Source organism: Chroococcidiopsis sp. CCNUC1, from assembly GCF_023546805.1.
Classification (GTDB): Bacteria; Cyanobacteriota; Cyanobacteriia; order Cyanobacteriales; family Chroococcidiopsidaceae; genus Chroococcidiopsis; species Chroococcidiopsis thermalis.
In genome coordinates, this window is sequence record NZ_CP097482.1 from 26,278 (window position 1) to 48,351 (window position 22,074).

General features: G+C 46.5%; 23 protein-coding genes and 1 pseudogene. 2 read left to right on the forward strand and 22 right to left on the reverse strand.

Features of this window, described 5'->3' with window-relative positions; all coding sequences use genetic code 11:
• Window positions 1–43: 43 nt before the first annotated feature.
• From M5J74_RS31160 to M5J74_RS31230, 15 genes and pseudogenes are all read right to left on the reverse strand, one after another.
• The gene (locus M5J74_RS31160; protein ID WP_250017907.1) at window positions 44–445 is read right to left on the reverse strand and encodes a RidA family protein; all 402 of its coding nucleotides are present in this window, start codon (window positions 443–445) and stop codon (window positions 44–46) included.
• Between the two features lie 34 nt (window positions 446–479).
• Entirely contained in the window at window positions 480–1,070 is a 591-nt protein-coding gene (locus M5J74_RS31165; RefSeq protein WP_250017909.1) for an ester cyclase, read from the reverse strand.
• Window positions 1,071–1,319: 249 nt separating this feature from the next.
• A complete protein-coding gene (locus M5J74_RS31170; protein WP_250017910.1) occupies window positions 1,320–1,709 on the reverse strand; it encodes a cupin domain-containing protein in 390 nt (129 codons plus the stop codon).
• Window positions 1,710–1,749: 40 nt separating this feature from the next.
• Window positions 1,750–2,157, reverse strand: coding sequence for a hypothetical protein (locus M5J74_RS31175; protein ID WP_250017912.1), 408 nt, complete (start codon window positions 2,155–2,157; stop codon window positions 1,750–1,752).
• Entirely contained in the window at window positions 2,150–3,043 is an 894-nt protein-coding gene (locus tag M5J74_RS31180) for a pirin family protein (protein WP_250017914.1), read from the reverse strand. The genes M5J74_RS31175 and M5J74_RS31180 overlap by 8 nt, the downstream gene beginning before the upstream one ends.
• A gap of 179 nt (window positions 3,044–3,222) precedes the next feature.
• The gene (locus M5J74_RS31185) at window positions 3,223–3,981 is read right to left on the reverse strand and encodes a flavodoxin family protein (protein WP_106168384.1); all 759 of its coding nucleotides are present in this window, start codon (window positions 3,979–3,981) and stop codon (window positions 3,223–3,225) included.
• A gap of 85 nt (window positions 3,982–4,066) precedes the next feature.
• Entirely contained in the window at window positions 4,067–5,035 is a 969-nt protein-coding gene (locus tag M5J74_RS31190) for a zinc-dependent alcohol dehydrogenase family protein (RefSeq protein ID WP_250017999.1), read from the reverse strand.
• A 164-nt stretch (window positions 5,036–5,199) separates the two neighbouring features.
• On the reverse strand, window positions 5,200–6,036 hold the full coding sequence (locus M5J74_RS31195; protein WP_250017916.1) for an alpha/beta fold hydrolase: 837 nt from the start codon (window positions 6,034–6,036) through the stop codon (window positions 5,200–5,202).
• Window positions 6,037–6,226: 190 nt separating this feature from the next.
• Window positions 6,227–6,793: a glutathione S-transferase family protein gene (locus M5J74_RS31200; protein WP_371934130.1), complete on the reverse strand. Its 567-nt coding sequence runs from the start codon at window positions 6,791–6,793 to the stop codon at window positions 6,227–6,229.
• Window positions 6,794–6,968: 175 nt separating this feature from the next.
• Window positions 6,969–7,706, reverse strand: a complete 738-nt coding sequence (locus M5J74_RS31205; protein WP_250017917.1) for an SDR family oxidoreductase — start codon at window positions 7,704–7,706, stop codon at window positions 6,969–6,971.
• Complete coding sequence (locus M5J74_RS31210; protein WP_250017919.1) at window positions 7,690–7,890, reverse strand: hypothetical protein; 201 nt, start codon at window positions 7,888–7,890, stop codon at window positions 7,690–7,692. The genes M5J74_RS31205 and M5J74_RS31210 overlap by 17 nt, the downstream gene beginning before the upstream one ends.
• Before the next feature lie 70 nt (window positions 7,891–7,960).
• Entirely contained in the window at window positions 7,961–8,518 is a 558-nt protein-coding gene (locus M5J74_RS31215; RefSeq protein ID WP_250017921.1) for a DsbA family protein, read from the reverse strand.
• 198 nt (window positions 8,519–8,716) lie between these two features.
• The gene (locus tag M5J74_RS31220) at window positions 8,717–9,340 is read right to left on the reverse strand and encodes a response regulator transcription factor (protein WP_250018001.1); all 624 of its coding nucleotides are present in this window, start codon (window positions 9,338–9,340) and stop codon (window positions 8,717–8,719) included.
• 4 nt (window positions 9,341–9,344) lie between these two features.
• A pseudogene (locus M5J74_RS31225) lies at window positions 9,345–10,238 on the reverse strand (PAS domain-containing protein); the annotation flags it as partial.
• Window positions 10,239–10,505: 267 nt separating this feature from the next.
• The gene (locus M5J74_RS31230) at window positions 10,506–11,537 is read right to left on the reverse strand and encodes a hypothetical protein (protein ID WP_250018002.1); all 1,032 of its coding nucleotides are present in this window, start codon (window positions 11,535–11,537) and stop codon (window positions 10,506–10,508) included.
• Between the two features lie 1,029 nt (window positions 11,538–12,566).
• Here M5J74_RS31230 and M5J74_RS31235 point away from each other — a divergent pair.
• On the forward strand, window positions 12,567–15,422 hold the full coding sequence (locus M5J74_RS31235; protein WP_250017923.1) for a DUF3987 domain-containing protein: 2,856 nt from the start codon (window positions 12,567–12,569) through the stop codon (window positions 15,420–15,422).
• 53 nt (window positions 15,423–15,475) lie between these two features.
• On the forward strand, window positions 15,476–16,408 hold the full coding sequence (locus tag M5J74_RS31240) for a hypothetical protein (RefSeq protein WP_250017924.1): 933 nt from the start codon (window positions 15,476–15,478) through the stop codon (window positions 16,406–16,408).
• A gap of 50 nt (window positions 16,409–16,458) precedes the next feature.
• On the opposite strand, the gene M5J74_RS31245 is transcribed toward M5J74_RS31240, so the two are convergent.
• From M5J74_RS31245 to M5J74_RS31275, 7 genes are all read right to left on the reverse strand, one after another.
• Entirely contained in the window at window positions 16,459–16,962 is a 504-nt protein-coding gene (locus tag M5J74_RS31245; RefSeq protein WP_106216154.1) for an isoprenylcysteine carboxylmethyltransferase family protein, read from the reverse strand.
• Window positions 16,963–17,067: 105 nt separating this feature from the next.
• The gene (locus M5J74_RS31250) at window positions 17,068–17,646 is read right to left on the reverse strand and encodes a Uma2 family endonuclease (protein ID WP_250017926.1); all 579 of its coding nucleotides are present in this window, start codon (window positions 17,644–17,646) and stop codon (window positions 17,068–17,070) included.
• A gap of 297 nt (window positions 17,647–17,943) precedes the next feature.
• Window positions 17,944–18,651 carry a class I SAM-dependent methyltransferase gene (locus tag M5J74_RS31255; protein WP_106216156.1) on the reverse strand — a complete coding sequence of 236 codons (708 nt, stop codon included), beginning with the start codon at window positions 18,649–18,651 and terminating at the stop codon, window positions 17,944–17,946.
• Window positions 18,652–18,820: 169 nt separating this feature from the next.
• Complete coding sequence (locus tag M5J74_RS31260; protein WP_250017928.1) at window positions 18,821–19,165, reverse strand: DUF3703 domain-containing protein; 345 nt, start codon at window positions 19,163–19,165, stop codon at window positions 18,821–18,823.
• A 12-nt stretch (window positions 19,166–19,177) separates the two neighbouring features.
• Window positions 19,178–19,804 carry a type 1 glutamine amidotransferase family protein gene (locus tag M5J74_RS31265; RefSeq protein WP_106216158.1) on the reverse strand — a complete coding sequence of 209 codons (627 nt, stop codon included), beginning with the start codon at window positions 19,802–19,804 and terminating at the stop codon, window positions 19,178–19,180.
• A 201-nt stretch (window positions 19,805–20,005) separates the two neighbouring features.
• Entirely contained in the window at window positions 20,006–20,341 is a 336-nt protein-coding gene (locus tag M5J74_RS31270; RefSeq protein ID WP_106216159.1) for a XisI protein, read from the reverse strand.
• A 273-nt stretch (window positions 20,342–20,614) separates the two neighbouring features.
• Window positions 20,615–21,661 (reverse strand): sugar MFS transporter, encoded by a 1,047-nt coding sequence (locus tag M5J74_RS31275; RefSeq protein WP_250017929.1) that lies wholly within the window; start codon window positions 21,659–21,661, stop codon window positions 20,615–20,617.
• Window positions 21,662–22,074: the final 413 nt, after the last annotated feature.

The following is a 22,074-nucleotide window of genomic DNA, read 5'->3' on the forward strand; positions in this document are numbered from 1 at the left end:
AAATGTTTTAATGGAGCCGTTTCTGCTGCCACTGATGCAAAACTCACGGAACAATCGCAGTCACGCGAATTTCAATCCGCATCGTGGGCAGTGCAAGCGCCGCAACACCTAGCTCTGTCCAAATTGGAGCGCGATCGGGCATGTAATGACGAAATAGCTTGACCATCACCTCGTTCACCTCCGGGGGAAACCCGCCAACATGGTAAGAATTGACATGGACAACATGCTCCCAACTCGCACCAGCCGTTGCTAAGGTTCGCTCTACATTCTGAAATGCTTGGGCAATCTCGTCTGCGATCGCTTCGGGAATTTGCAGATTGTCATCCCAACCGCCTTGTCCGGATATCTCCACTCGATCGCCAATTTTGACCGCTTGCGAGTAATGCAATTTATTCAGCATGTATTCCCCGTAACCGGGGGTGACAAAAAACTCTGGCTTTTTCATAGTGTTCCTATTGATGAAAAGCTTGCTCTAACATTTAGTTGCTATGACTAGCACGTTCGATCAGTGCGTTTGAGGGCAAGCTCGGATCGATCGCCTTACGCGCACTTTCAACACCCACAACGGGTAGTGTCCTAGGATCGAGTAAGCCGAGTTGAACCAATACACTCGCCTGATCCCAATAGATGTGTTCGTGGGCTAGCTTACCATCACGGAACTGGACAATCGCTACCACTGCCACTTCAACCCGTTTCCCAGTCGGAGCAAAGCCAGGTAGCATCCACTCCATCTGGATGGTATGAGTGAACTTAGCCAGCATTTCATCGACGAGTCGATCCGTCCCGATCGTGCGCGAAATCGGAACTAGCTCGAGATCTGGCGGAATCTGGGGAATGAAGTCTTTGGAATAAAACTCACCCACTGCTGCTTTTCCGACTCCCCCAGTCATCACTGGAATGTGATTCACATAAGCGTCCTCAACCATCGTAGCGAGAGCATCTTCAGGGCTGTGAGTACCAAACTCGTGCCCGATATGCTCTTCCCAGACCGCTTGCAAGGCTTCCTGAGCGGATGTCAGGCTTGGAGTTGCCTGTACTGCCTGTTTGTCTGCTGTTTGCTCTTTGACCATATTGAATTCTCCTAAGTTCTATCTAAACTGTATTGATTCTAATGCTTAACTTCTTTCAAAATCTGACAATAATTCGTCAGATTCTTACGAGTTGCGCGTCTATCCGACACATCACACCCAGGGTGCCTGTCCGCTGGATGCAGTGAGTCCAAGACGCTACGCGATGGTGATGGAAAGTACGGATTGCGAACTCGTCAGCAGTAGTAGTGGTTTGAGCTGTTTGTGAATTTATAGTTTTGAGCGATCGGATTAGAGTGATGCGGTTGCCCCAATTTCAGGTGCATAAATCGTTTCGTCTTCTTTGCGCCAAGCTGGATCGACTAGACAAACGAAAGCAATGGGTTCGTCACCGTAGTTGTGAAGGAACTGGATTGCATTTGGAGGAATGTAAACCGCATCGCCTGGTTCAATACGACGAACTTCACTGTCGATCGACATTTCTCCAACACCGCTAATGATGTAATAAACCTCAGAAGTCTTTAGGGAATGAGGAATCGAAGTTTTGCCAACAGGCAGGATCGCATACGCCAAACTGTAACGCAAGTTGATGTCTTGTTTGGCAGGATGAAGCAGTTCGCGCAGAACAGTTCCATCTCCAGCGATAATTTCTTCACAGTCGTTTAGTTTTTGGATCAGCATAAGTTTAGGCTTGCAATTACACGATTGGAGCAAGTTCAGGTTAAATACTGTCAGAAGTCAGCAACATCACGACATCTGCATGAGCTAACACGACATCGGGGTGGTGTTGAAGCGCCGTATTATACTTCATGGCAAACTCATCGCCCAATTCGTCGGGGCTGAGCAGTGTACGAATGTCACTGTCAATCGCTTCCATTGCCTCTGGTGTAACAGGTTCACCGTCATGAAGCAACTCATCGATTTGGATAATCAATGCTGAGAGTCGATGCAACCAGGCAAACTGCTGATGACGAATCACCAGTTGTAGCAATTCACCTCTAGAAACTTGCCCTCGAACTTGCTCATAGGTAAGACGCTCAGTCTCTAGTAAAAGCTTGTGCAGACGTAGTAGTTTGATGCGTAACTCGCTCAAGCGTTGATGTTGACTAAATTGAAGTGTGTTAGGCATAAATCCGTCCCATTCTTCCTGCTTGGTAGTCGTCAATCGCCTGGATAATTTCAGCTTCAGTGTTCATGACAAACGGACCGTAGCGCACGACTGGTTCGTTAAGGGGGACACCTGCAATTAGCAGAAGATCTAGAGGACGCTGAGCATTAGCAGGGTTGGAGATCGCCACATCTTCTCCATCTTGAGCAAAGAGCACCATCTGCCCATCATCACCAGGCGCTAGCTCTGTCCCAAACAACCCAGACCCCTCCAGTACATAGACAAAGGCATTGTACTCTTTTGGTACAGGCTGGATCGTCGTTGCCCCTGGTTGCAGTGTGAAGTGGAGGTAAATGATCGGCGTGCGCGTCTGAATGACGGCTTTTGCCCCTAACGCTTCTCCTGTGATCGCTCGCACCGTCACAGACCTATCTTCGGTTTGAGCTACCGGAATGTGAGCCGCTGGAATTTCCTGATAGCGGGGCGGCATCATTTTGTCTCGTTGTGGCAGATTGACCCATAGTTGAATGCCGTGGAGCCGTCCACCAGTTTGGGTAAACATTGACTCCGGCATCTCGGAATGCACGACCCCGGCACCTGCTGTCATCCACTGGACATCACCCGGATTTAGTAGCCCGGCGTGTCCCGCAGAATCTTTGTGTTCTAACCGTCCATCCAAGACATAGCTGACAGTTTCAAAGCCCCGGTGCGGATGAGCGGGCGCACCTTTTGCTTGACCCGGCTTTAGATGAATCGGACCCAACTCGTCGAGGAGGAGAAACGGGTCAAATTCAGAGAAGCTACTTTTGGGAAAGGGGCGACGTACAAGAAATACGGCTCCTTCGAGTGTTTCAACGCTGTTGATGACTCCGGCAACGGTTCGAGATGTTTGAGTGGGGACAGTCATAGAATTACCTCTTCAGAACTAGACAAATATATGTATCATTTGAGCCTGACCGCGTACATAGCGATCGTGAATGAAATGGTTAATAGTTTCGTTGCTCATTTTTAACTCCTGGTTGAATGTAAGGAAAAAACGATCGAGTTTTTGTGCTGCTTCTTCAATAAGGGCGCGATCGCAAATTTTTATACTTTATGTTCTGGGTTTTTAAAATCACTCTGACAACCTGCATCCCAAACTTCAGGTTGGTTTCCGTGAGCGGGAATACCGCCATTATCTTTCAAGATTCTTGCCAAATGCATACAGTTCCAAGTTAAGAAAGTTGTATTTCTGTTGGTAAAATCGTTTTCAGGGCCACCAGAATCAGGATCTAGATAAGAAGGGCCAGGGCCAACTTCACCTAGCCATCCTGCATCAGCTTGTGGTGGAATTGTATAACCAATATGAGAAAGAGAAAATAAAATATTCATAGCACAATGTTTAATCCCATCTTCGTTACCAGTGATTAAGGTTGCACCGACTTTTCCATAATCTCGATATTGTCCTTTTTCATTTAAAACATGAGTGTAACCGTACATTCTTTCTAAAACTCGATTACAAACAGAACTTTTTTCTCCAAGCCAAACTGAGGTACACAATACCAAGATATCAGTTTCATCAATTTCTTTTTGAATTATGGGCCAATCGTCTCGATCCCATTCATCTGTTTGGGACATATCTAGCCCAAGTCCTGCTGGTATTTCGTAATCTACAGGTCGCATGACTTTAGTTTGAACTCCATTGGCTTCAAATATATTTTGAGCAATATCGATTACACCACTGGTATGAGATAAAACAGGAGTTCTATTCAAAGTGCAGTTCAAAAAAAGAACCTTGAGATCGTCATATTTTGCTGGTGTATTTTGACACTGATTTTCAGTTATTTGTTTAAGTTGTTTTGACATTGTTGTCCAATTTCAATCAATATTGACCTTCAGCACACAATCAAACTCCGATTCGTTTAGCAATCATCAGCGCCATAAAGCTGGTCTAATTTTCTGTAAATTGCAGCACAATTTTGCCCCGTGTTCCTCCCTGCTCTAGACGCTGATGTGCCAGAACGACCCGATCCCAAGACAATACTGAATCAATCGCAGGGCGAAGCTGATGACGCTCGATGAGTTTTGTCAAAGCCTCTAATTTTGCTCGGTACTGGGTTGAGAAAACAAAATGAATCGTCAGATTCTTGCCCCATGCTTCAAGCAGCGATTGCGGAGTTGCAATGTCTACAATGCTTGTAAGCCTACCGAAGGGACGAATGATTTCTGGACTACGCCCAATTGTTTCTCCGCCGATCGTATCTAGAACTAAATCCACACCCAGTCCATTTGTTTCCTGACGAATGACTTCTACGTAATCTTCATTTTTGTAATCAATCACTCGATCTGCGCCCAGTTCTGTCACGAAATCTCTGTTTCTAGAGCTACACGTTGCAAAAACGTATGCCCCTATTGCTTTGGCGAGTTGAACTGCGATCGAACCAACTCCACCCGCACCTGCATGGATGAGAACTGTTTCACCAACTTGTAGATTGCCCCTGGTCACTAGACAATCCCAGGCAGTTCCGCCTGCAAGCGGAAAAGAAGCTGCTTCAATGTGCGATAGATTTGCAGGCTTCAATGCAACAATCGCTGCATCAGCCACATGATACTGAGCGTAGCTACCGAATTCTCCAAAAACTTGCGGCGAGTAATACACGTTATCTCCCACCTTGAAATCAGTCACAGCTTCGCCAATTGCCTCAATCACCCCTGAAACATCGACTCCAAGAATGGCGGGTAATCGAACCAGTTCCTTGTAATCACCCCGACGAGTTTGGTAATCGATCGGGTTAATCGAGGTGGCACAAACTCTGACTAACACCTGATTCGCCTTCAGTGTTGGTATGGAAACAGTTTGAATCTCAAACTTCTCAGCATCACCAAACGCAGTTAACACGATTGCTTTCATAGATTCCATCTGTGCCAACTCTCCTTGATTTAGAATAAACAGTGACAGGATTTCGATACCACTCAGCATCGGTAAGTTCTCCCCAACTTCGCAAGTCAGCACGATTTGGTAAGGTAGTTACCGTTTAGGGAAAAGGTTTTTCCTCCCACCTCTGGATCTGAACCAGTTTTGGATTAGTTTTTCTTGAGGAAGTCAAGCAAGACAGGATTCACTTGATCGGCATGAGTCCAGTTGATGGCGTGTGGTCCGCCAGGAATGACCACAAGTTGACTGTTTTTAATCAGCTTCGGAAGTCTGGCTGCGGTGGACTCAAGTGGCAAAATGCGATCGGCATCGCCATGAACGATCAGCGTTGGTACATCAATGCGGGGTAGATCGTCGCGGAAATCAGTCAGCCAGGACGGTACACAGTCCAAAGTCCCTTTCGCAGAAGCCCCTGCTGCCACATTCCAACTGGCTTGAATTGCTTCATTGCTGATGCGATCGCCCAGCAACACATCTACATTGAAGAACTCTTTGAAGAACGTAGAGAAATAGGCTGGGCGATCTTCAACGATCGCTTTCATAATGCCATCGAAAACGCTTCGATCGACACCTTCGGGATTATCATCGGTTTTCAGCAAGAAAGGCGGCACTGGAGCCATCAGCACGGCTTTCCGCACTCGTTCTGAGCCATACTTGCCAAGATAACGTGTGACTTCGCCTGTTCCCATTGAGAAGCCGACTAGCACAGCATCATGCAAGTCGAGTTTGGTCATCAGCGCGTTCAAATCTGCTGCAAACGTATCGTAGTCATAGCCAAACGAGGGTTGGCTGGAAGCACCAAAGCCTCGGCGATCGTAAGTAATGACTCGATACCCTGCATTTAGCAGCACTAAGACCTGCTTTTCCCAGGAATGACCGTTGAGGGGAAATCCATGAATCAGAACAATCGGTTGACCTGTCCCCAGATCTTCGTAGTAGAGATCGATCGTTGCAGAATTTTCTCGATCGACGGTAATGTAAGGCATGAGAGGTTTCTCCGTTGTAAATTGATGTGTTTTTGTCTGTTGCATCACAATTGTCATGCAGCGATCGCCGCGTTTGCCGCCTCTAAGATGGCTTTAATTCTGCTTCGGTAGCCAGTGCGGCACGCACACCAGCATCGAGATTCATGCGGTCTACAAATCGTGACAGGTTCTCAAAGCCTTGTAGTCCAACCTAAGTGTCGATCGCCCAGCGCAGAATGACGAACAGGTAGGGATCGGCAATCGATCGTTCGCCAGTGAGCCAGTTTCGTCCGTCGAGTCGGGCATCGAGCCGCTCAAGGTATGTACGCACGCGGATGCGGACGGTATCTGCGATCGCGCCTGCGAAAGCTTGGTTTTGCAGGAAACGGGTCGGCATGAAGATCGGCTTGAACGTCATATGTACGTCGGAATTGAGGAAGCCGAGCCAGCGCATTACCTCAGCACGATCGTGCGGTGTGCCGTCGCCAAGCAGCCGCGCCTCTGGATATAGGTCGGCGAGATAGCCGAGGATAGCGACGTTTTCGGTGAGTGAAAAGTCGCCGTGCTCCAGCAACGGCACCGTGCCATTCGCGTTGATGGCGAGGTAGTCTGGTGACTTAATGCTTTCAAGGCTCATCCTGACGATTTCGTGCGGCACACCAATCCATTCGAGGACGATGAGATCGGCCAGCGAACAAGCACCGGGCATATGATAGAGTTTTATGGAGTGTCCCCGATCGCGAAGAATGTGTTTTTGCTTCCTACCTACTATTTTCATAGTTTGAGTGTAATGACTCCTAATGCTCGGCTTCTTTCAGATTCTTAAGGTGTTTTGTCAGATTCTTGTGCAATCCCCTTCAAGACGCAGCGTGGAACCGATCGTGCTGTCGAGGAACGCGTGGATTATGCAGGTCGATCGCGACTTGGTCGCAACGTGTCGCACTGCCGATTGCCTACTGCGCTAGATACCCACCATCTATCATCAACGTTTCACCTGTTATGAACGATGCCATGTCAGATGATAAAAACAGGACTGCATTTGCAACATCAAGAGGCATTCCAAGTTCTGCCATGTAAGCTTTGACTTCATCCTGCCCACCTGTAGCTGCTTCAAACATATCTGTTTCGATTGCTGCTGGTGCAACGACATTGATGCGAATACCGGCTTTGGCATATTGGAGCGCAGCAGCTTTTGTTAAGCCTACTACCGCATGTTTACTCGCGGTGTAGAGGGATTGGGTAGGAACTGCAACGACTCCAGCCCCAGATGATGTATTGACGATCGCACCACTTCCCTGTTTCAACATCTGAGCGATTTCATATTTCATCGACAACCAAACGCCTTTGACATTGACATTCATCGTGCGATCGTATTCAGCTTCTGTTTGCTCAATCAGTGAGGGATTTTCGCCGACAACTTCTGCATTATTAAAGGCAATATCTAACCGACCAAAAACGCCAACCGCTTTATCAACCATTGCTTCAACATCGGCTTCTTTCGCGATATCTGCTTGCACAAAAATCGCCTCTCCGCCAGCTTCTTTGATCGATCGAACTGTTTCTTCACCTTCATCCATTCGACGACCCACCACAACCACCTTTGCTTGTTGTCGGGCATAAGCGATCGCCGTTGTTCTACCAATTCCCGATGTACCTCCGGTGACCAACGCCACTTTATCTTGCAGTATCATTCTGCTTCTCCTGTTTTAATTTCATTTCATCAGTTTGTGTCGGGTAAAGTTGTCTTAGCAACTCAGCAACTTCTTGCGCGATTGCAATCAGGGCATGATTCACCGAAGAGTCGCGAAGAGAATCAGTCTGAGGTGTACCTTCATGCTCAGAATCATTTCTGCTTTGTACTAGTAAATGCGTCATAGAACTACCCTCAATGAAATAACAAAACTGCTTTCGTCTATTACTAACGTTGATGAGTTATGAGAAGAGCTTAGTGACTTGTAGCAACAATGGCAGCCATCAACTCTGTTATTCTCCAGCGTCCGGTATATCGAATGTTATTGATAAATAGGACTGGAGCAGCCGTTATTCCACTGTGTATTCCGCCTGCAATATCTTCATTGATGCGATCGATATGCACTTGTTTAGATAAGTCTTTGAGAAATTGAGGGATATCAAACCCTAAATCGTTGGCGTACTCTACGAGATAACCATTTTCTAACTTCTGTTGATGGGCAAACAGGGTGTCGTGCATTGACCAAAACTGTCCTTGGGCAGCGGCGGCTTCAGCGGCTTGGGCTGCCCGTTGAGCATGAGGATGAATCTGTGCTTGCGGAAAATGACGGAAGATAAAACATAAATCATCCTCTCCAAAGGAAACCGTAAGCTCTTGCCGAATGACTTTAATCAGCTTGTAAACGGCTGCACTTCTGGGGCATTGATAGTCTCCATACATCACTAACACCACAGCGGCACTTAGCACACCTTGAATGCGATCTTGCGTTGAAGCTGGCACAACTAAAGAACTGGAACTATGGTCGTCGATCATCTTTCTACATCTGCATCAAACATGGAACCTTGCAATTCACTTGCTCAATCCACATGAATTCAATATAAGCAATTGACTTTTAGTTGTCGTCTACAGTGAGTTAAAACTTTTACACTATAATTTGATTGAGCAATTGCTCCTTCCTAGAATAGAAGGCTAGCTATAACTTAAGTTAGAATTCGAACTCGATCAAAAGTTCTACAAGCAGACAATGCCGCGTTTAACGGCAACAATCACAGCTTGAGTGCGGTCGCTCACATCTAACTTATTCAAAATCCGATTGACATGAGATTTAACCGTGCCTTCACCGATACTCAAAGCCGCCGCAATATCGGCATTACTCATTCCCTGTGCCAGCGAGCGAAGTACCGCCAGTTCTCTTTCACTCAGTTCTGGGTTGCTGAGGCGCTGTACCAACTTTGCTCCCACATCAGGCGGAATATACTTCTGACCCCGATGAACGGTACGAATAGCATTCAGAAGCTCGTCAGGTTCAGTTTCTTTCAACAGATATCCTTTTGCGCCTGCCTGCAATCCCCGATAGATATCTTCGTCACTATCATAGGTAGTCAGGACAATAATTCGAGCAGATTTAGCGATCGCACAAATTGCACCAATGGCAGCAACTCCCTCCACTTCAGGCATTCTTAGATCCATCAATGTGACATCGGGTTGGTGTTTCCGAAACAAGTCGATTGCTTGTTGCCCATTTTCGGCTTGAGCAACTACCTTCATATCGGAGTCACGGCTAATAATCGTCGCTAGTCCTTGTCGAAAAATAGCATGATCGTCTGCAATCAAAACCTGAATCGCTTGGCTCATCATGTTACTCCCGACAGACAGTGACAATAATTTCTGTGCCTTGTCCAGGTTGACTTGCGATCGTCAGTTGGGCGTTGATGCGCTCTGCCCGTTCGCTCATGCCGAGTAAGCCAAAGCCATTAGAGGACGGAATACTTCCAACCCCAAAGCCCTGCCCATTGTCTTTCACGCGCAACAAAAACCGATCGGACTCGTAGATTAGCTCCACTCGAATTTCGTCCGCATTGGCGTGTCTAATCGCATTGGTCAAGGCTTCCTGTCCAATCCGCAGTAAGTTACTCTCGACTTCAGGCGGTAGAGCATACGCTGTCCCCTTGACCTCATAATACAAAGTGGTATCATTTGCAGCCGCTCTGATTTGAGTCACGAGACGATGAAGAGCGCTTTGCAAACTGCCTTCCTCCAAAAGCTGAGGACGGAGTGCAATCACCGATCGCCGCGCTTCAGTCAGTCCAGTTCGCGCCAATTCTTTGATCAGGTCTAGATGTGCCTGAGCTGCTTCTAAATCATCCGCTAGTACCTGGTTTACCGCACCGACCTGAGCCAGAATGCCTGTAAACGTCTGAGCTAACGTATCATGAATTTCGCGTGCCATGCGGTTGCGTTCTTCTAAAATCGAAGCTTCTTCGGCACGCTTGCGATCGTCGATATCCGTAACAACTCCCAACGCTCGGATGGGTTCACCGGATTCATTCCAGGTAACAATTTTGCCGACAGCAAGAATCCATTTCCACTGACCATCCCGGGTACGATGGCGATACTCTGCTTGATAGTTGGGGACTTCTCCAGTAATACAAGCATCGTAAACTGCAACCACTGATTCTCTGTCGTCAGGATGCAAACTCTCAATCCACTCAGATTTGGTCGCGTGAAATGTTGCTGGATCGTAGCCCAGCAATGAACTACCCTGCCGCAAGCGGACGGGGTAGTTCATTAAAATTCTACACAATAGGAACATTTGCATAAGGTAATTATTTGCTATTTTCAAAATATACAAAGAACTATTTTTTATATGTAATATTTGCGATATATTTAGAAAACTTCTGCAAACTTTCTTAAGTTTGAAACAAATATAATACTGCCTTTGCCTCAGTTCGGCAGCGATCGCTTGGCAGCCGTTAAACTTCATCTTTCTGGTTTAATCTTAATCAAATATTAGAAGTTATCAAGAGCGTATCTTATCAGTATTAATTTGAAATTGGATATTAATTGCTTTTCTCTTTCCTGGTAATTCTTGCGCTCCAAATATATATTCTTCCCGTTTCAATTCTTCTACCGTTCGCCACAATAATTGATTATTTCTAGATGGATTGCTGCCTAACAAGTCTAAATTTTTAAGTATGTAATGCTTGGAGATTGTCAAGTACTTGCCATCTTGCAGTTTATCCCACTTCATTCTACTAGCAAGATAAACTAAAAGCTTTGTTTTGTAATCGTTTTTGGCATTGCTACCTAGCTTTTGACTAATATTTAAACTATTAGCAAAAAGTACGTATTCTCCTGTGCGACTCGGACCCTCGAAAAATTCAAGCGAAACTGTATAAGCATCTGCTAATTCGTAAGTATAGTCAGCGGCTTGAATCAAATCGAAGTTGCGCGGTACGCTATCTATTTCATAATCTTTAATTCGTAAAACGCTTTTGATAGTTACTTTAGCACCAACATTATCTCCTTTTCTAAGTGACTGAGCTAAAATCAATTCAGTTCGATGTAGGGTTACTAAATCTTGGTTGAGTTGCGATCGCAGCTTGGAAGCAAATCCGCCCTCTTTTGTACGGGTGTAACCTAAACTTTCTAGCAAATCGTTAGAGCGAAATGACACTATTGGTCCATTTCCCTGCCTCGCTGCCTGCTTGTAGAGGTACAGCACGATCGATACTTGCCTGGGGTTGAGAAAGGTGAGCAGTGCCATGAACAACCGCTGAATCCTACGGTCTTGGATTTTCTCTAGTCCTTTATGAATTCCCTCATCAATGCAAGATTTGAAATCTAGCTTAGAATACTGCTGTTTTAACTCTTCCCATTCTTCAGCGGAAAGGTCTTCCAAAGGTACGCGACGAGTCAACGCCACTTCACTCGCATCTGTGGCATCAGCTTCGACCTTCATCTCTATGTAGTAACCATCTGCATCAGAACGCAATACGGGTAGGCGCACGTCAGGATTTTTGACAGAAGCACCTGCTCTAGGCAATATCATTAGCAGTTGCCCATCCACTGGAAATGCTGTTTCTTCGTTCTTCTCGTTCACCTGTGTACGGCACCTTTAGCTCTAACTTTTCTTATACTCCAATAGCTCTAACTTTTCTATATGCACCCAACACCACAAATTATCGCAAGAATTCTTAATATTTTGCTTTCTATCTCCTCAAGATATTGCAAGAGAGTGCGTCCAGCACTTCTCGATTTGAGGCTAAGGCGGCTTACCTGTAACTCCGGCGTATGTTTTTTGAGCCTTTACCTGTAACTCCGGCGTATGTTTTTACCTGTAACTCCGGCGTATGTCATCTCAATTCACCTGTAACTCCGGCGTATGTTTTTGACCTGTAACTCCGGCGTATAGTTTTTGCAGTTCTACTGCCGCAAAATATCATCACATAAGTCTTTCAGAGCCAAAAAGGAAATGTTTCGGATGTTACTTTACCTGTAACTCCGGCGTATGTCATCTCAATTCACCTGTAACTCCGGCGTATGTTTTTACCTGTAACTCCGGCGTATTTACCACCTGTAACTCCGGCGTATAGCTGTTTTAACCCCCTTGAGGTTCAGTCGTATCAGTGCTAGTCTCTCCTTACATACACGTATTGCACCTTGTCGCAACTCAACAGGAGGTTGACAGCAAAATTACTGTAGTCGATTAACTTCTCGGAAATTATTATTGATCTTCCGGCGGTACTGGAGAGACTTTCCAGCTTCGACGTAAAAGTGGAATGAAGCAGATAACCAAGTTACTGCTAGCTTTGCCAAACCAAATAAAATTGCCGGAGCTTCGTGGTAAGGACTGGTGACACAGACCTTACCAATAGCTACCGGAAAATCTCAACCCAAAATTGCTTACCTATGGGGGTTAAGACATGATGTTTCACATGGCTACATTGTGCCGTTTTCGCATGGCATTTGACAAGTACTTTTCACAACAAAATAAAAATTTTATTGGCTACAGCTATTCGAGCCAGTGGCTAGTTGCAGTATCTCTTCGCTCCTCTGCATTGGCTGGCGAGGTGCTGTTATGATTGCCAGCATTGACTTTCATCCTGCTCCTCTCGTACCCCTGCAAGCTGTTGAGCTAGAAGAAAACATTTTAGGGGCAATTCTGCTCGATCCGAATGCGATCGCGGCGGTAGAGGGTTTATCTATACAAGCGTTCTCTGTTTCCGCTCACCGGAAAATTTTTATGGTGATGCTGGAATTGCACCGCTCTAGCTTACAACCCGACTTACTAGCAGTAACTTTCCGGCTATCGGAGCAGGGAGCTTTGGAGTCAATCGGGGGACGAACCAAGCTAGCACTGATTCTGGGACGCATGGTTCACTCTGGAAATATCAAACAGTACGCCAGTCTACTTCTAGAACAATACCATCGTCACCTTCTGCTCAATCGCATCGATCGGATGGGTCAGTTGGCGAAAAAAGGAAATAATCTGACTTCATCTATGGAAGAGTTGCAGTCAGAGCTAGATCGAATTCGCAGTGTCACCAGTGACAGTTCCAGTGGCAGTGACGAGTTAAACCTAGACCCTACAGTTCTTTCAACCACTGTCACCAGTGTCACCAAGCTTTTAGCCAAAGGATTGCCCCAGTGGGAAGAACAAGCTCATCTCGATGCCCTGCAACAGCGATCGGGGATTTCCAAAAGTGCATTTTGGCAATTGGTGGCATCCCAGCGCATCCCATCTGAGGAGGTGATGCCGCAGGACGAACAGCAGCTCGACCGATTCATTCAATGGAAAGACTACAAGCTAGATTTCCAACTAACTTTGCCACACCTAGCAGAAGACCTACTCCATGACGGGCGCGTGCTAAATATCGACCCAATTATGCTGTGGCAGTACTTGCTATGTGCAATTTTGTCTTTAGTAGGAAAGAAAAACGTTCTCGATGTCGGTTCCCACAAAATTCCGGCGATCGCTTGGACTTGTTCTGTAGCGGAATCTGGCACGGGAAAAAGCAGAGCTGAGGGGTTGATCCTTTCTCCCTTAAAAGCTTGGCAAGAACAGGAATACAACCGTTTCAAAACTGAGTGGCAAGAGTACAAGCAATCTCAACATAAAAAAGATAATGCTGATGAGTCAGCAGCTCCAATGCCCGAACGTAAGTTTCTATTTGAAGTTGCCACGATTCAGGCAGTGATGAAACGCTTGTCAGAGCAAGGCGAAAATGGTTCTCTGTGGGCGAGGGACGAAATAGCAGGACTATTCAAATCTTTAGGTCAGTTTACTACAAAAGGCGAAGGTGAAGGATTAGAATGCCTTTTACCAATGTGGGACGGTGCTTCTGCCCCAGTAGATCGGGTCATGCATGAAGATAGTTACTATCTAGCTTCATCTCGCCTGAGCATATCTGGTGGACTCCAACCAGGTGTATTTCGCAAAATCTTTCAAGACCCTGACGATGCTCAAGGGCTGCAAGCGCGGTTTCTATTTGCACTGCCAAAAGTGCAACCAGCTAAAAGAGTGGAAGGATGCTGCCGATTAGCTGAGCAACTACCCCTATTTTACCGTTGGATAGACACTCAATTTCCAGCGGGGATAGTTAAACTCTCACCTGCTGCTGATGCTCGTTACGGTACAGTTTACGAGCAGATCGGGCAACAGGCAGAATTAGCCGAAACACCAGCAATTCGCGCTTGGATGCGGAAACTACCAGGGCAGTTACTGCGAATTGCGCTGGCGCTGCATATTATCGAGTGCTATCACGAGCCACAGCGTCCGCGACACGAAATTCAGTTAGACACGTTAAATCGTGCTGTAGATTTCTGCCGCTACTACCGCTCTACTTTCCAGATAGTGCAGCACTCAGCAACAGACAGCGATTCCATCAGTTCTGTCTTGACCAAGATTTGGGATCTGGCTGCAACTTCTCCCGATGGGTTAGCAGTGCGGGATGCTTATCGTAATATCAAGGCACTACAACGCCGTGCCAAAGAGATCGGGCGAAATGTTGCTGCCTACACGATTGACTTGTATTACAAATTAGAAGCGATGGGAAAGGGAATCGTGCACAAGAGCGGGCGCGTCGTGCGTTTCGTTGCTGGCACGGTGAATGCACCCCAGTCAGATGTTAATGGAACAGAGCTGGTGACAGTAGAGACATTTCTTGAAACCACGCAAACACAACAGTTGCAAGCGCCACCTCAAAATGAAGTGTCACCAGTGACAAACCTTTCGACTGGGCAATTGAATGCAGATGTCAATTGCAACGGTATGAATGGTTCGCAGACTCAAAGCGCTCCTCCAAAGAACTTAGTGAACGAGGCGAGTAGCAGCGAGCCGGATAGCGAACGGGCAATCGCTCGGAATGTGGAGGCATCCGTTCCTGCTGTGGCGATCGCGTGTGATTCTACTGGGATGCAATCTGAAATAGAAATAGTTAGCGATCGCTTTAATTCAATCCCAACTGCCCAACCTTCGCCAGCTCAAGTCCAAGGTTTACTCGCTGCACGAGAGCTAGCAACGACGATTCTGCAATGCACTACTTGGGTAGAGTTGGTGCAGATAGTCGATCGCAATCCAAGAAAATTGACAAAAGCCGCCAGACAGATGACTTCCGAACAACGCAAGTGGATTGCTAGTCTGCTGAAAACTTATCTATGTTCTAATTTTCATGCTTTGAATCAACTCTTTTGGCTGCCAGAAAAGTTACTTAGGGCTGCTCTGGAACGGCTAACTTTTACAATTCGACAGGTGACGCAGTTGACGAGCGATCGTACCACTGGTTGGAAGATAGTCGAGGGGTGTAAATTTGTTTGGGTGGCTTGCATAGGCACGCCGGAAGAATGCTGGATGTTTCTTGCTCCTAGTGGCGATGAAATTTCTTTATCAAATGTCGAGATAGCTAATGCGATAGAGAATATTGCTCTTGCCTAAAACTAGCTGGAGATCTCTATGGTTTGTTACAAATTAACCAAAGGTTTACGCCAATGTTGAATGCAGGGATTGAAGCTACTCCTGCTCCAGTCCAAGTCTTGGAGGAATTGACTCCTGACGAGGAGCGAGAACGACATCGGTTAGAGTTAAAGGTAGAAAGAGCATTTTTTGAAGCAGGGGTAGCTCTGAGGGAACTTAAAGAGCAAAGGCTATATAGAAGCACTCATCGGTCTTTTGAGGAATATTGCTATGCCCGCTTTGGATATACTCGCCGCCGTCCTTACCAGCTAATTGAAGCGGCAATCGTCTTTGAAAATTTGTGTACCAATGGTACACAAAACAGTGAAACCAGCGATCTGCATATCAGTGATACAAAAAATAGTGAAACCAATAATCTATGTACCAATGGTACACAAGAGCGCGCACCGATCGTGGAAAGACAAGTTCTACCAACTAGCGAGCGCCAGGTGCGGGATTTGGTTAACTTGGAACCAGAACAACAACGGCAAGTATGGCAACAAGCTGTTAAACAAGCTGAAGGTAAAATCCCCACTGGTCGTATTGTCAGGAGTGTAGTGGAAAAAATTAAACACAAGTCTATCCATTTAGCTTCTGATTACTGCTTTGAAGGTGAAGTTTTCTTCCTGCAACGTTTGATAGGAGATGAAAAAAAATATAATGGCTGCTGGGCGATCGCCATTGAGGTAGAAAACCGCTTGACTGTAAAAGCAGCAGTATATGACGGAGCTTTGGAAGTGAAACAGGAAAATATGAAACCGATTGATTCACAACAGACTCAAGCAGAAGTCAGGGAAATTTACGAGCGTATTAGGCGACTGATGGAGTGTCAGCTCGATCCGATTGATGAGGCGCAAATCGAATTTCTCTGCCGCCGACCTTGGTTCACCCTAAGGCAAAAGCAAGTGTTAAGTGCAATGGAAGCAGTTTATGACATATGCTGCGATCCCGTACAAGCACACCAGTAATGAGATGTGCGCTCCTGCGTGTCAGCTCCATGTCCTTGCTCGGCGGCTGTCTATAACCAGCGGCGTACAGAAGCCTTATAGGGCAAGTAGTCCGACGGGAAGCAGCTCTCCAGGTAGTGCTCCTCTCGCGGGATAACTACAAACGACATCAGCGCCAATGCTGGAATGAGGGTAACGAGTAGCCAGAGACTGTTGACCCAGAGTCCGACTCCAAGTTGGAGCAGTGAGAAAGACAGATAGATGGGATTGCGGCTCCAACGATAGGGTCCCGTGTGTACGATCATCGTGGTGGGACGATTGCCTGGAACGGGCGTGCCAGCAGTTTGAAACGTGCGAACAGCCCAGAGAAACAGCGCGACGGCGACAAGCACTACAGTGCCCCCAAGTGGCACGCTCACGGCACGAGACACCAGAGGCACTGACCAGGCGAAATGCAGCAACAGACCCAAGGCGATCGCGCCCAGGTAGACAAAAGGCGGTCGCACGATCCCAGAGTTAGCGACTTCCGGCATCATGCCTGTCTCTGCCTTATCGCTGCGATCGTCGCTTGCCATACAAGGCTCCTCCAAGTCGAAGAACGTTCACCTAGGGCTGCTGCTCAGCCGCGAATGCAACACAAAACGGAACTAACCCTTGCGCCGATCCGAAGATGTCGTGGATTAGATGAGAGGGTCTGCTACAGGGTTGCAGCCGCCGAACAATAATGGTACTGAAATTACAACGTCAGGAAATGTCATTGGGCTGATTTCTCCCGCTATGAGAGTTTCTTCTAATGTGTAGTCACCCTCGCTAGGTGTGCGAAACACCTTGAGCTGTCGATGCTTCAAGTCCACAACCCAGTATTCTTGGATCTCTGTTGTGGCGTAAGTTTTTCGCTTGGCATCTAAATCTTTGTTGAGGCTAGTGTTAGCATACTCAATCAGCCAAAAAACATCTTCGACGTAGGGATGGTGTTGGCGGTAAGTTTGCCCAAGGGGTTTAACAATAGCAAGATCTGGTTCTGGCTCTGAGTCGTTCGGCAATGTCACAGGATGACCTTCGCGGACTTGAGCGCGATCGCCTAAAAGATCCCTTAAATATTTGCCAACTTCATCCCCAAGGTAGGCGTGTTCTGGACCCTCTGGGGGCATTTCAACGATTTCTCCGTTCAATAACTCAACGTGGCGATCCTCTAAAAGACCAACTTCAATCATGCAATGATAGTCTTCTAGTGTCCATTTAGCAGTAGTCACAGTCATATTGTGTCTTTCCGCTCCAGAGAATTACTGCGGCATTTCTACTGAAATAACTAATATTCCCTAATTCATAGTTTAACTTGAAAAGGTTTTGGGAGTAGAGGTTGGGTGTATTGCAATACCTCGCTCGGTTATTGCTGGGGCATCTGCTCGATCGTATTCAGGATAGCTTGTTTAGATCAGCAAAGCTCATAGCTATACAATCCAGCTATGAGATTAAATCTCACCTTCCCCTACCATGCTCGCAGGAGGTTTATCGCTACCCATTCACCACGTAAGGGAAATATCATGACTAGATGGTTAGATTTCACGTTGGGCATCATCAATCCTCCTAAATCCTACACAAGCAAAGCTGGTGAAGCGAGCCAGCCCAATCGGAAAAGAAAAGAACTGGAGGTGAGTCAGCCCTGCATCACGCACGATCGCCAAGAGTTCTGGCTGACGAAAACAACGATTTCCCCAATGCCACCCGATCGACCAACCTAATAGTCCAGATTGAGTCACGACAAGAATCAAGGGTGCGCCAGGACGCAAAACTCTGACTATTTCTTGTAATCCCCGTGCTGGGTTAGGCAAGTGTTCGAGCATATGGGCGCTGATGACAGCATCAAAGGAATTATCTGCAAATGGCAACATATTGACGTCGCTTTGACAGATTTGATGACGAATATTTGCCTGACTCAGTTGTTGATGCGCCCTGTCGAGCATTTTGGATGAAAGATCGACTCCAGTAATATGTACTGTGGCACTAATAGTTTGAGCAAATGCGAGACTAAAAGCTGCTGTGCCGATACCGCAATCACAAACGGTCAAGTTGTCTTTTCCAGAAGGCAAGATGTTGGCGTTCAATAGCTTTCGCCATAACTGTCGGTAAGCATGGCTATAACCTAAAAGACGAAGATGCTGATGCCACCAGTCAGCAGCTCTGTTGTAGGTTTGAGATAGTTGCGTGGTTGTGGGATAAACTCGTTGAACCGAGACTTGCCACCATCCAATCGTCCATTCCATTGCGAGACCTCATCGATCTGCGGCTTTACTTTCAGAGTCGCTGTCAAATTCAAATTCATCCCTAATCGAATGGATAGTTGAAAGGATAGTTTTTAAATCAGTGACCAGTTTTACAGTGACCAGTGACCGCAACAAACAAACAGAGGATAACTGCTAACTGGATGTAACACTATCGATCTAGAATTTGTTGAATATCTTCTGGGATAGACATTTTTTCTGAGTTATTAACATTGGCTTTGCCACCTCTAAAAGTTCTCGTTTTCCCAAACAAAAATGTCAACGGGATTGCTAGAAGTGTTGGCACGATCTGACCGGCAACTTCTGGAAAATCTCGTTGTCTCCAGGCAAGTTTGAGCATATTCCAGTGGCTGATCGCATGAGGAATTGCATCCTTTTGTCCCAGCATGTGAGCGCGTTGCAGGGCTGTCCATGCAGTTTCAAAATCTTGTTCGGCAATAGATATTTTTGCTTTGCCAAGTTCTGCTTGAAAATGTTTCCGTACAATTGCTTTCATTTTTTCCTCCAGCTATGCGGTGGATGAGGCTGCTAGTTTTTGTAAGGTGGCATAGTACGAGACATCACCCGTCTTGAAGAGTCCGTACCAGGCTTCTAGAATTTGAGCATCATACAGATCGAGCTGTTTGAAGATATGGTAGGCAAAATCAAGTGGAGCAGTTGAGCTAGCCGTAATGACGTTACCAGCCGTGACAGCAGGTTGGTTTTGATACAATGTTGCACCCCGATAGTTTGTAGCTTGTAAATACTCTGGGGCATTGCTGGTATGGGGTTTGTCATCCAAAATGCCAGCACGCGCCAAGCCTGCGGTCGCGCCACAAATCGCCGCAATAGGGATATCGGCTTCTAGCAAGGCTTTTGCTGACTCCAGGATCGGAGCGTTTTTACCTGCATCCCACGCCTCACCTCCTGGTAGAATCAGCATGGCGCTGCTTTCCAATTCGTCAAGGGTGAGATCGGGCAGAATAGTTACTCCCCCAATTGTCATGACGGGTTCAGCATCTAAGCCAACCGTTTGCACGCGGTAGCGTCTGGGATGTTTTTGAAATGCTGGATTGTTGATTCCAGCAATGGCAAAACCTGTTTCCCAATCCGCAAGAGTATTAAACACAAACAGATGAACAATTTGCTTGTCCATTGTCAAACCCCCTAAATGCAGAAGTCTCTATCCGATCCAGTGTGGCGCGATCGCCCGCTTGAGTTCACTAGCCGAAAGGATAGGTTGCTAAAATTTTGTCTTTTGTAGGGATAGTTAACTTTTTAAGTTTTTCGCGATTAATTTAGAAGTTTATGAAGTTAAGCAACTTGCCACCTGATGTCTTTCAAGCAGAGAGAACAATCACTCACCACCAAAGTTTAAGCCAGCAGTTTGTGACTCAGGTAAAAATGCCAGCACAATTCGCTCTGGAGGAATACCTGCTGCAATCAAGTCATCCGTAATTCCTTGTTCCATACCGTCATACTCTATCCAAACCCGATCGTCTTGGAGTGTGACATAGATTAAATTTCCCCTTACCCGTCGTCCTCGATCCCAGCCGACTTGCATCAGGGCATAGCGGTTTTGAGTTTCGTCAAATACCGGATCGAGTCGGATATCTCCATGCGACGGTTTGAACTGGGCGTACCGTTGAATCACCTGCTTGACAATCTCGCGATCGCTTCGGGGGGTATCCATTGCTTCACCTCAACCGCTTCTACATCCACGATAAGTAATTTTAACGGCAGATTGCGGATTGCCAACTCACCGATTGGCTCTACGAGCGTACCCTCTACTGCAAAATTTTTAACTCTCTAGCCCTCGTCACTGCCCCAGTCCGATTATTCACCTCCAACTTAATGCAACTTGGTCACTAGCAGGGGACTAACCATATCGAGTTAAACACCTGTGCGAATCCCTATCTTCAGGGTAACGAATCGAATGAATGCAACGCTGGCAGGGGTAAGGAATTCAACGAAGCCCAATTAGTAAGGCGATCGGGGATGCTAGTAAAATCCACATTGTAGGTTGTAAGCCATACTCTTGAGCAAGCCAACCTAGTATTAGCGGTGTTAAACCGCCTACTAAATTAGCCAGGTTGTTGAGCGTCATCACTGTGCCACTCTGTCGTGGCATTGCCATATACAATCTCCCCTGAAGAATTGAATACCAACCAGAATTCAGCAGACCCAAAAAGCCAAGCACAATCAATTTGATATTGAAATTGGGTACAACCAAAAAAGCTGGGTATAGACACAAAACGATCGCAGCACTAAATTTCAAATAATTTAATCCCCGTACCCGTTCGAGTAAGGGAATCAGCAGAAAATCTCCCAGCAAGCCGAACCCTAACCAAATTGCGATCGCAAAACTTGCCTGCGTGTTGCTTGTACCGACGACATCAACAAAATACAGTGCCAAAAAGCCACTCAAAACATCCAACATCAAATCGGAAAATTGTAATAAAATTAACCAACGCACTACGTTGCGTCGTTTTAATGCCTCGATCGCACGACAGACACCATTTTTAAAGCTTAGTAAGGGTCGTTCGATTGGAGAAGATGCGCTCTCAGTTGAAAACGGATGCTTCCACAACATGACTACAAGTAGTATCGTCAGTATCGCCAAGATGAAAAATACACTCCGCCAACTTTGACCGAATGCGATCGCCGCAGCTATTGCCAAAGATCCCAGCACATTTCCAAGAGAACCAGCCATTGCCCAACGCGCCATATTCTGCTCGTGGTGCGTCGGTTCGATGTCCATTAGCGTCGCCTGGGAAAGACTGATAAAACAGCCGGATGCTGGATAAAACAGCACAAATGCAGCTAGTAGCCAGAAAAAGTGATGACTGAAGGAAACCAGTAGTAGCGCGATCGCAAAACCAATGCCTCCCCCCAAAATCAATTGCCGTCGCTGACCGAGATCTCCCCAAATTCCTAAAACTGGCTCTATCAGGCTACTGATAATATTGGGTATTGTCAGCAACAGTCCGACTTGCTCGTAGTCAAGATGCAAGTCATTGCGGAGTGCCGGATAAGCCGCAGCACTCCATCCACTAGCTCGTCTAATAGCTCGATCGCTAGGAAGATAATCGTTAATCCAATTACAGTCCCGATCGTTTTGTTCTTAGTATCTAATGGCATCGTAGAATTCTCCCATCCTGAAAATTTGAACGCCAACGCAATCTCTTCACAACGTTGGCTTTAGGAGGGGGAATCCACGAACAAACTCTTCGCCTTAGCTGTAAGGCGAATTGCGGATTGGAGCGCGATCTAGAAGCTTACCAGGGAGGAAAAATCATTGAAGTGAAGGGTAAAGTTATGACTGGCAAATACATTTGTTGTCTATTGTATGCAGACCGGAAGAGATTGTCTTCTCGATCGGGTGAAACTCTTTAGGCTACATGGCAACTCGATTTTACCCATTGA

Excerpts from the sequence above, each read along its gene's own strand:
- M5J74_RS31160 (WP_250017907.1), bottom strand. The coding sequence starts at position 445 with ATGAAAAAGCCAGAGTTTTTTGTCACCCCCGGTTACGGGGAATACATG.
- M5J74_RS31165 (WP_250017909.1), bottom strand. The coding sequence starts at position 1,070 with ATGGTCAAAGAGCAAACAGCAGACAAACAGGCAGTACAGGCAACTCCA.
- M5J74_RS31170 (WP_250017910.1), bottom strand. The coding sequence starts at position 1,709 with ATGCTGATCCAAAAACTAAACGACTGTGAAGAAATTATCGCTGGAGAT.
- M5J74_RS31175 (WP_250017912.1), bottom strand. The coding sequence starts at position 2,157 with ATGCCTAACACACTTCAATTTAGTCAACATCAACGCTTGAGCGAGTTA.
- M5J74_RS31180 (WP_250017914.1), bottom strand. The coding sequence starts at position 3,043 with ATGACTGTCCCCACTCAAACATCTCGAACCGTTGCCGGAGTCATCAAC.
- M5J74_RS31185 (WP_106168384.1), bottom strand. The coding sequence starts at position 3,981 with ATGTCAAAACAACTTAAACAAATAACTGAAAATCAGTGTCAAAATACA.
- M5J74_RS31190 (WP_250017999.1), bottom strand. The coding sequence starts at position 5,035 with ATGGAATCTATGAAAGCAATCGTGTTAACTGCGTTTGGTGATGCTGAG.
- M5J74_RS31195 (WP_250017916.1), bottom strand. The coding sequence starts at position 6,036 with ATGCCTTACATTACCGTCGATCGAGAAAATTCTGCAACGATCGATCTC.
- M5J74_RS31200 (WP_371934130.1), bottom strand. The coding sequence starts at position 6,793 with ATGAAAATAGTAGGTAGGAAGCAAAAACACATTCTTCGCGATCGGGGA.
- M5J74_RS31205 (WP_250017917.1), bottom strand. The coding sequence starts at position 7,706 with ATGATACTGCAAGATAAAGTGGCGTTGGTCACCGGAGGTACATCGGGA.
- M5J74_RS31210 (WP_250017919.1), bottom strand. The coding sequence starts at position 7,890 with ATGACGCATTTACTAGTACAAAGCAGAAATGATTCTGAGCATGAAGGT.
- M5J74_RS31215 (WP_250017921.1), bottom strand. The coding sequence starts at position 8,518 with ATGATCGACGACCATAGTTCCAGTTCTTTAGTTGTGCCAGCTTCAACG.
- M5J74_RS31220 (WP_250018001.1), bottom strand. The coding sequence starts at position 9,340 with ATGAGCCAAGCGATTCAGGTTTTGATTGCAGACGATCATGCTATTTTT.
- M5J74_RS31230 (WP_250018002.1), bottom strand. The coding sequence starts at position 11,537 with ATGATATTGCCTAGAGCAGGTGCTTCTGTCAAAAATCCTGACGTGCGC.
- M5J74_RS31235 (WP_250017923.1), top strand. The coding sequence starts at position 12,567 with ATGATTGCCAGCATTGACTTTCATCCTGCTCCTCTCGTACCCCTGCAA.
- M5J74_RS31240 (WP_250017924.1), top strand. The coding sequence starts at position 15,476 with ATGTTGAATGCAGGGATTGAAGCTACTCCTGCTCCAGTCCAAGTCTTG.
- M5J74_RS31245 (WP_106216154.1), bottom strand. The coding sequence starts at position 16,962 with ATGGCAAGCGACGATCGCAGCGATAAGGCAGAGACAGGCATGATGCCG.
- M5J74_RS31250 (WP_250017926.1), bottom strand. The coding sequence starts at position 17,646 with ATGACTGTGACTACTGCTAAATGGACACTAGAAGACTATCATTGCATG.
- M5J74_RS31255 (WP_106216156.1), bottom strand. The coding sequence starts at position 18,651 with ATGGAATGGACGATTGGATGGTGGCAAGTCTCGGTTCAACGAGTTTAT.
- M5J74_RS31260 (WP_250017928.1), bottom strand. The coding sequence starts at position 19,165 with ATGAAAGCAATTGTACGGAAACATTTTCAAGCAGAACTTGGCAAAGCA.
- M5J74_RS31265 (WP_106216158.1), bottom strand. The coding sequence starts at position 19,804 with ATGGACAAGCAAATTGTTCATCTGTTTGTGTTTAATACTCTTGCGGAT.
- M5J74_RS31270 (WP_106216159.1), bottom strand. The coding sequence starts at position 20,341 with ATGGATACCCCCCGAAGCGATCGCGAGATTGTCAAGCAGGTGATTCAA.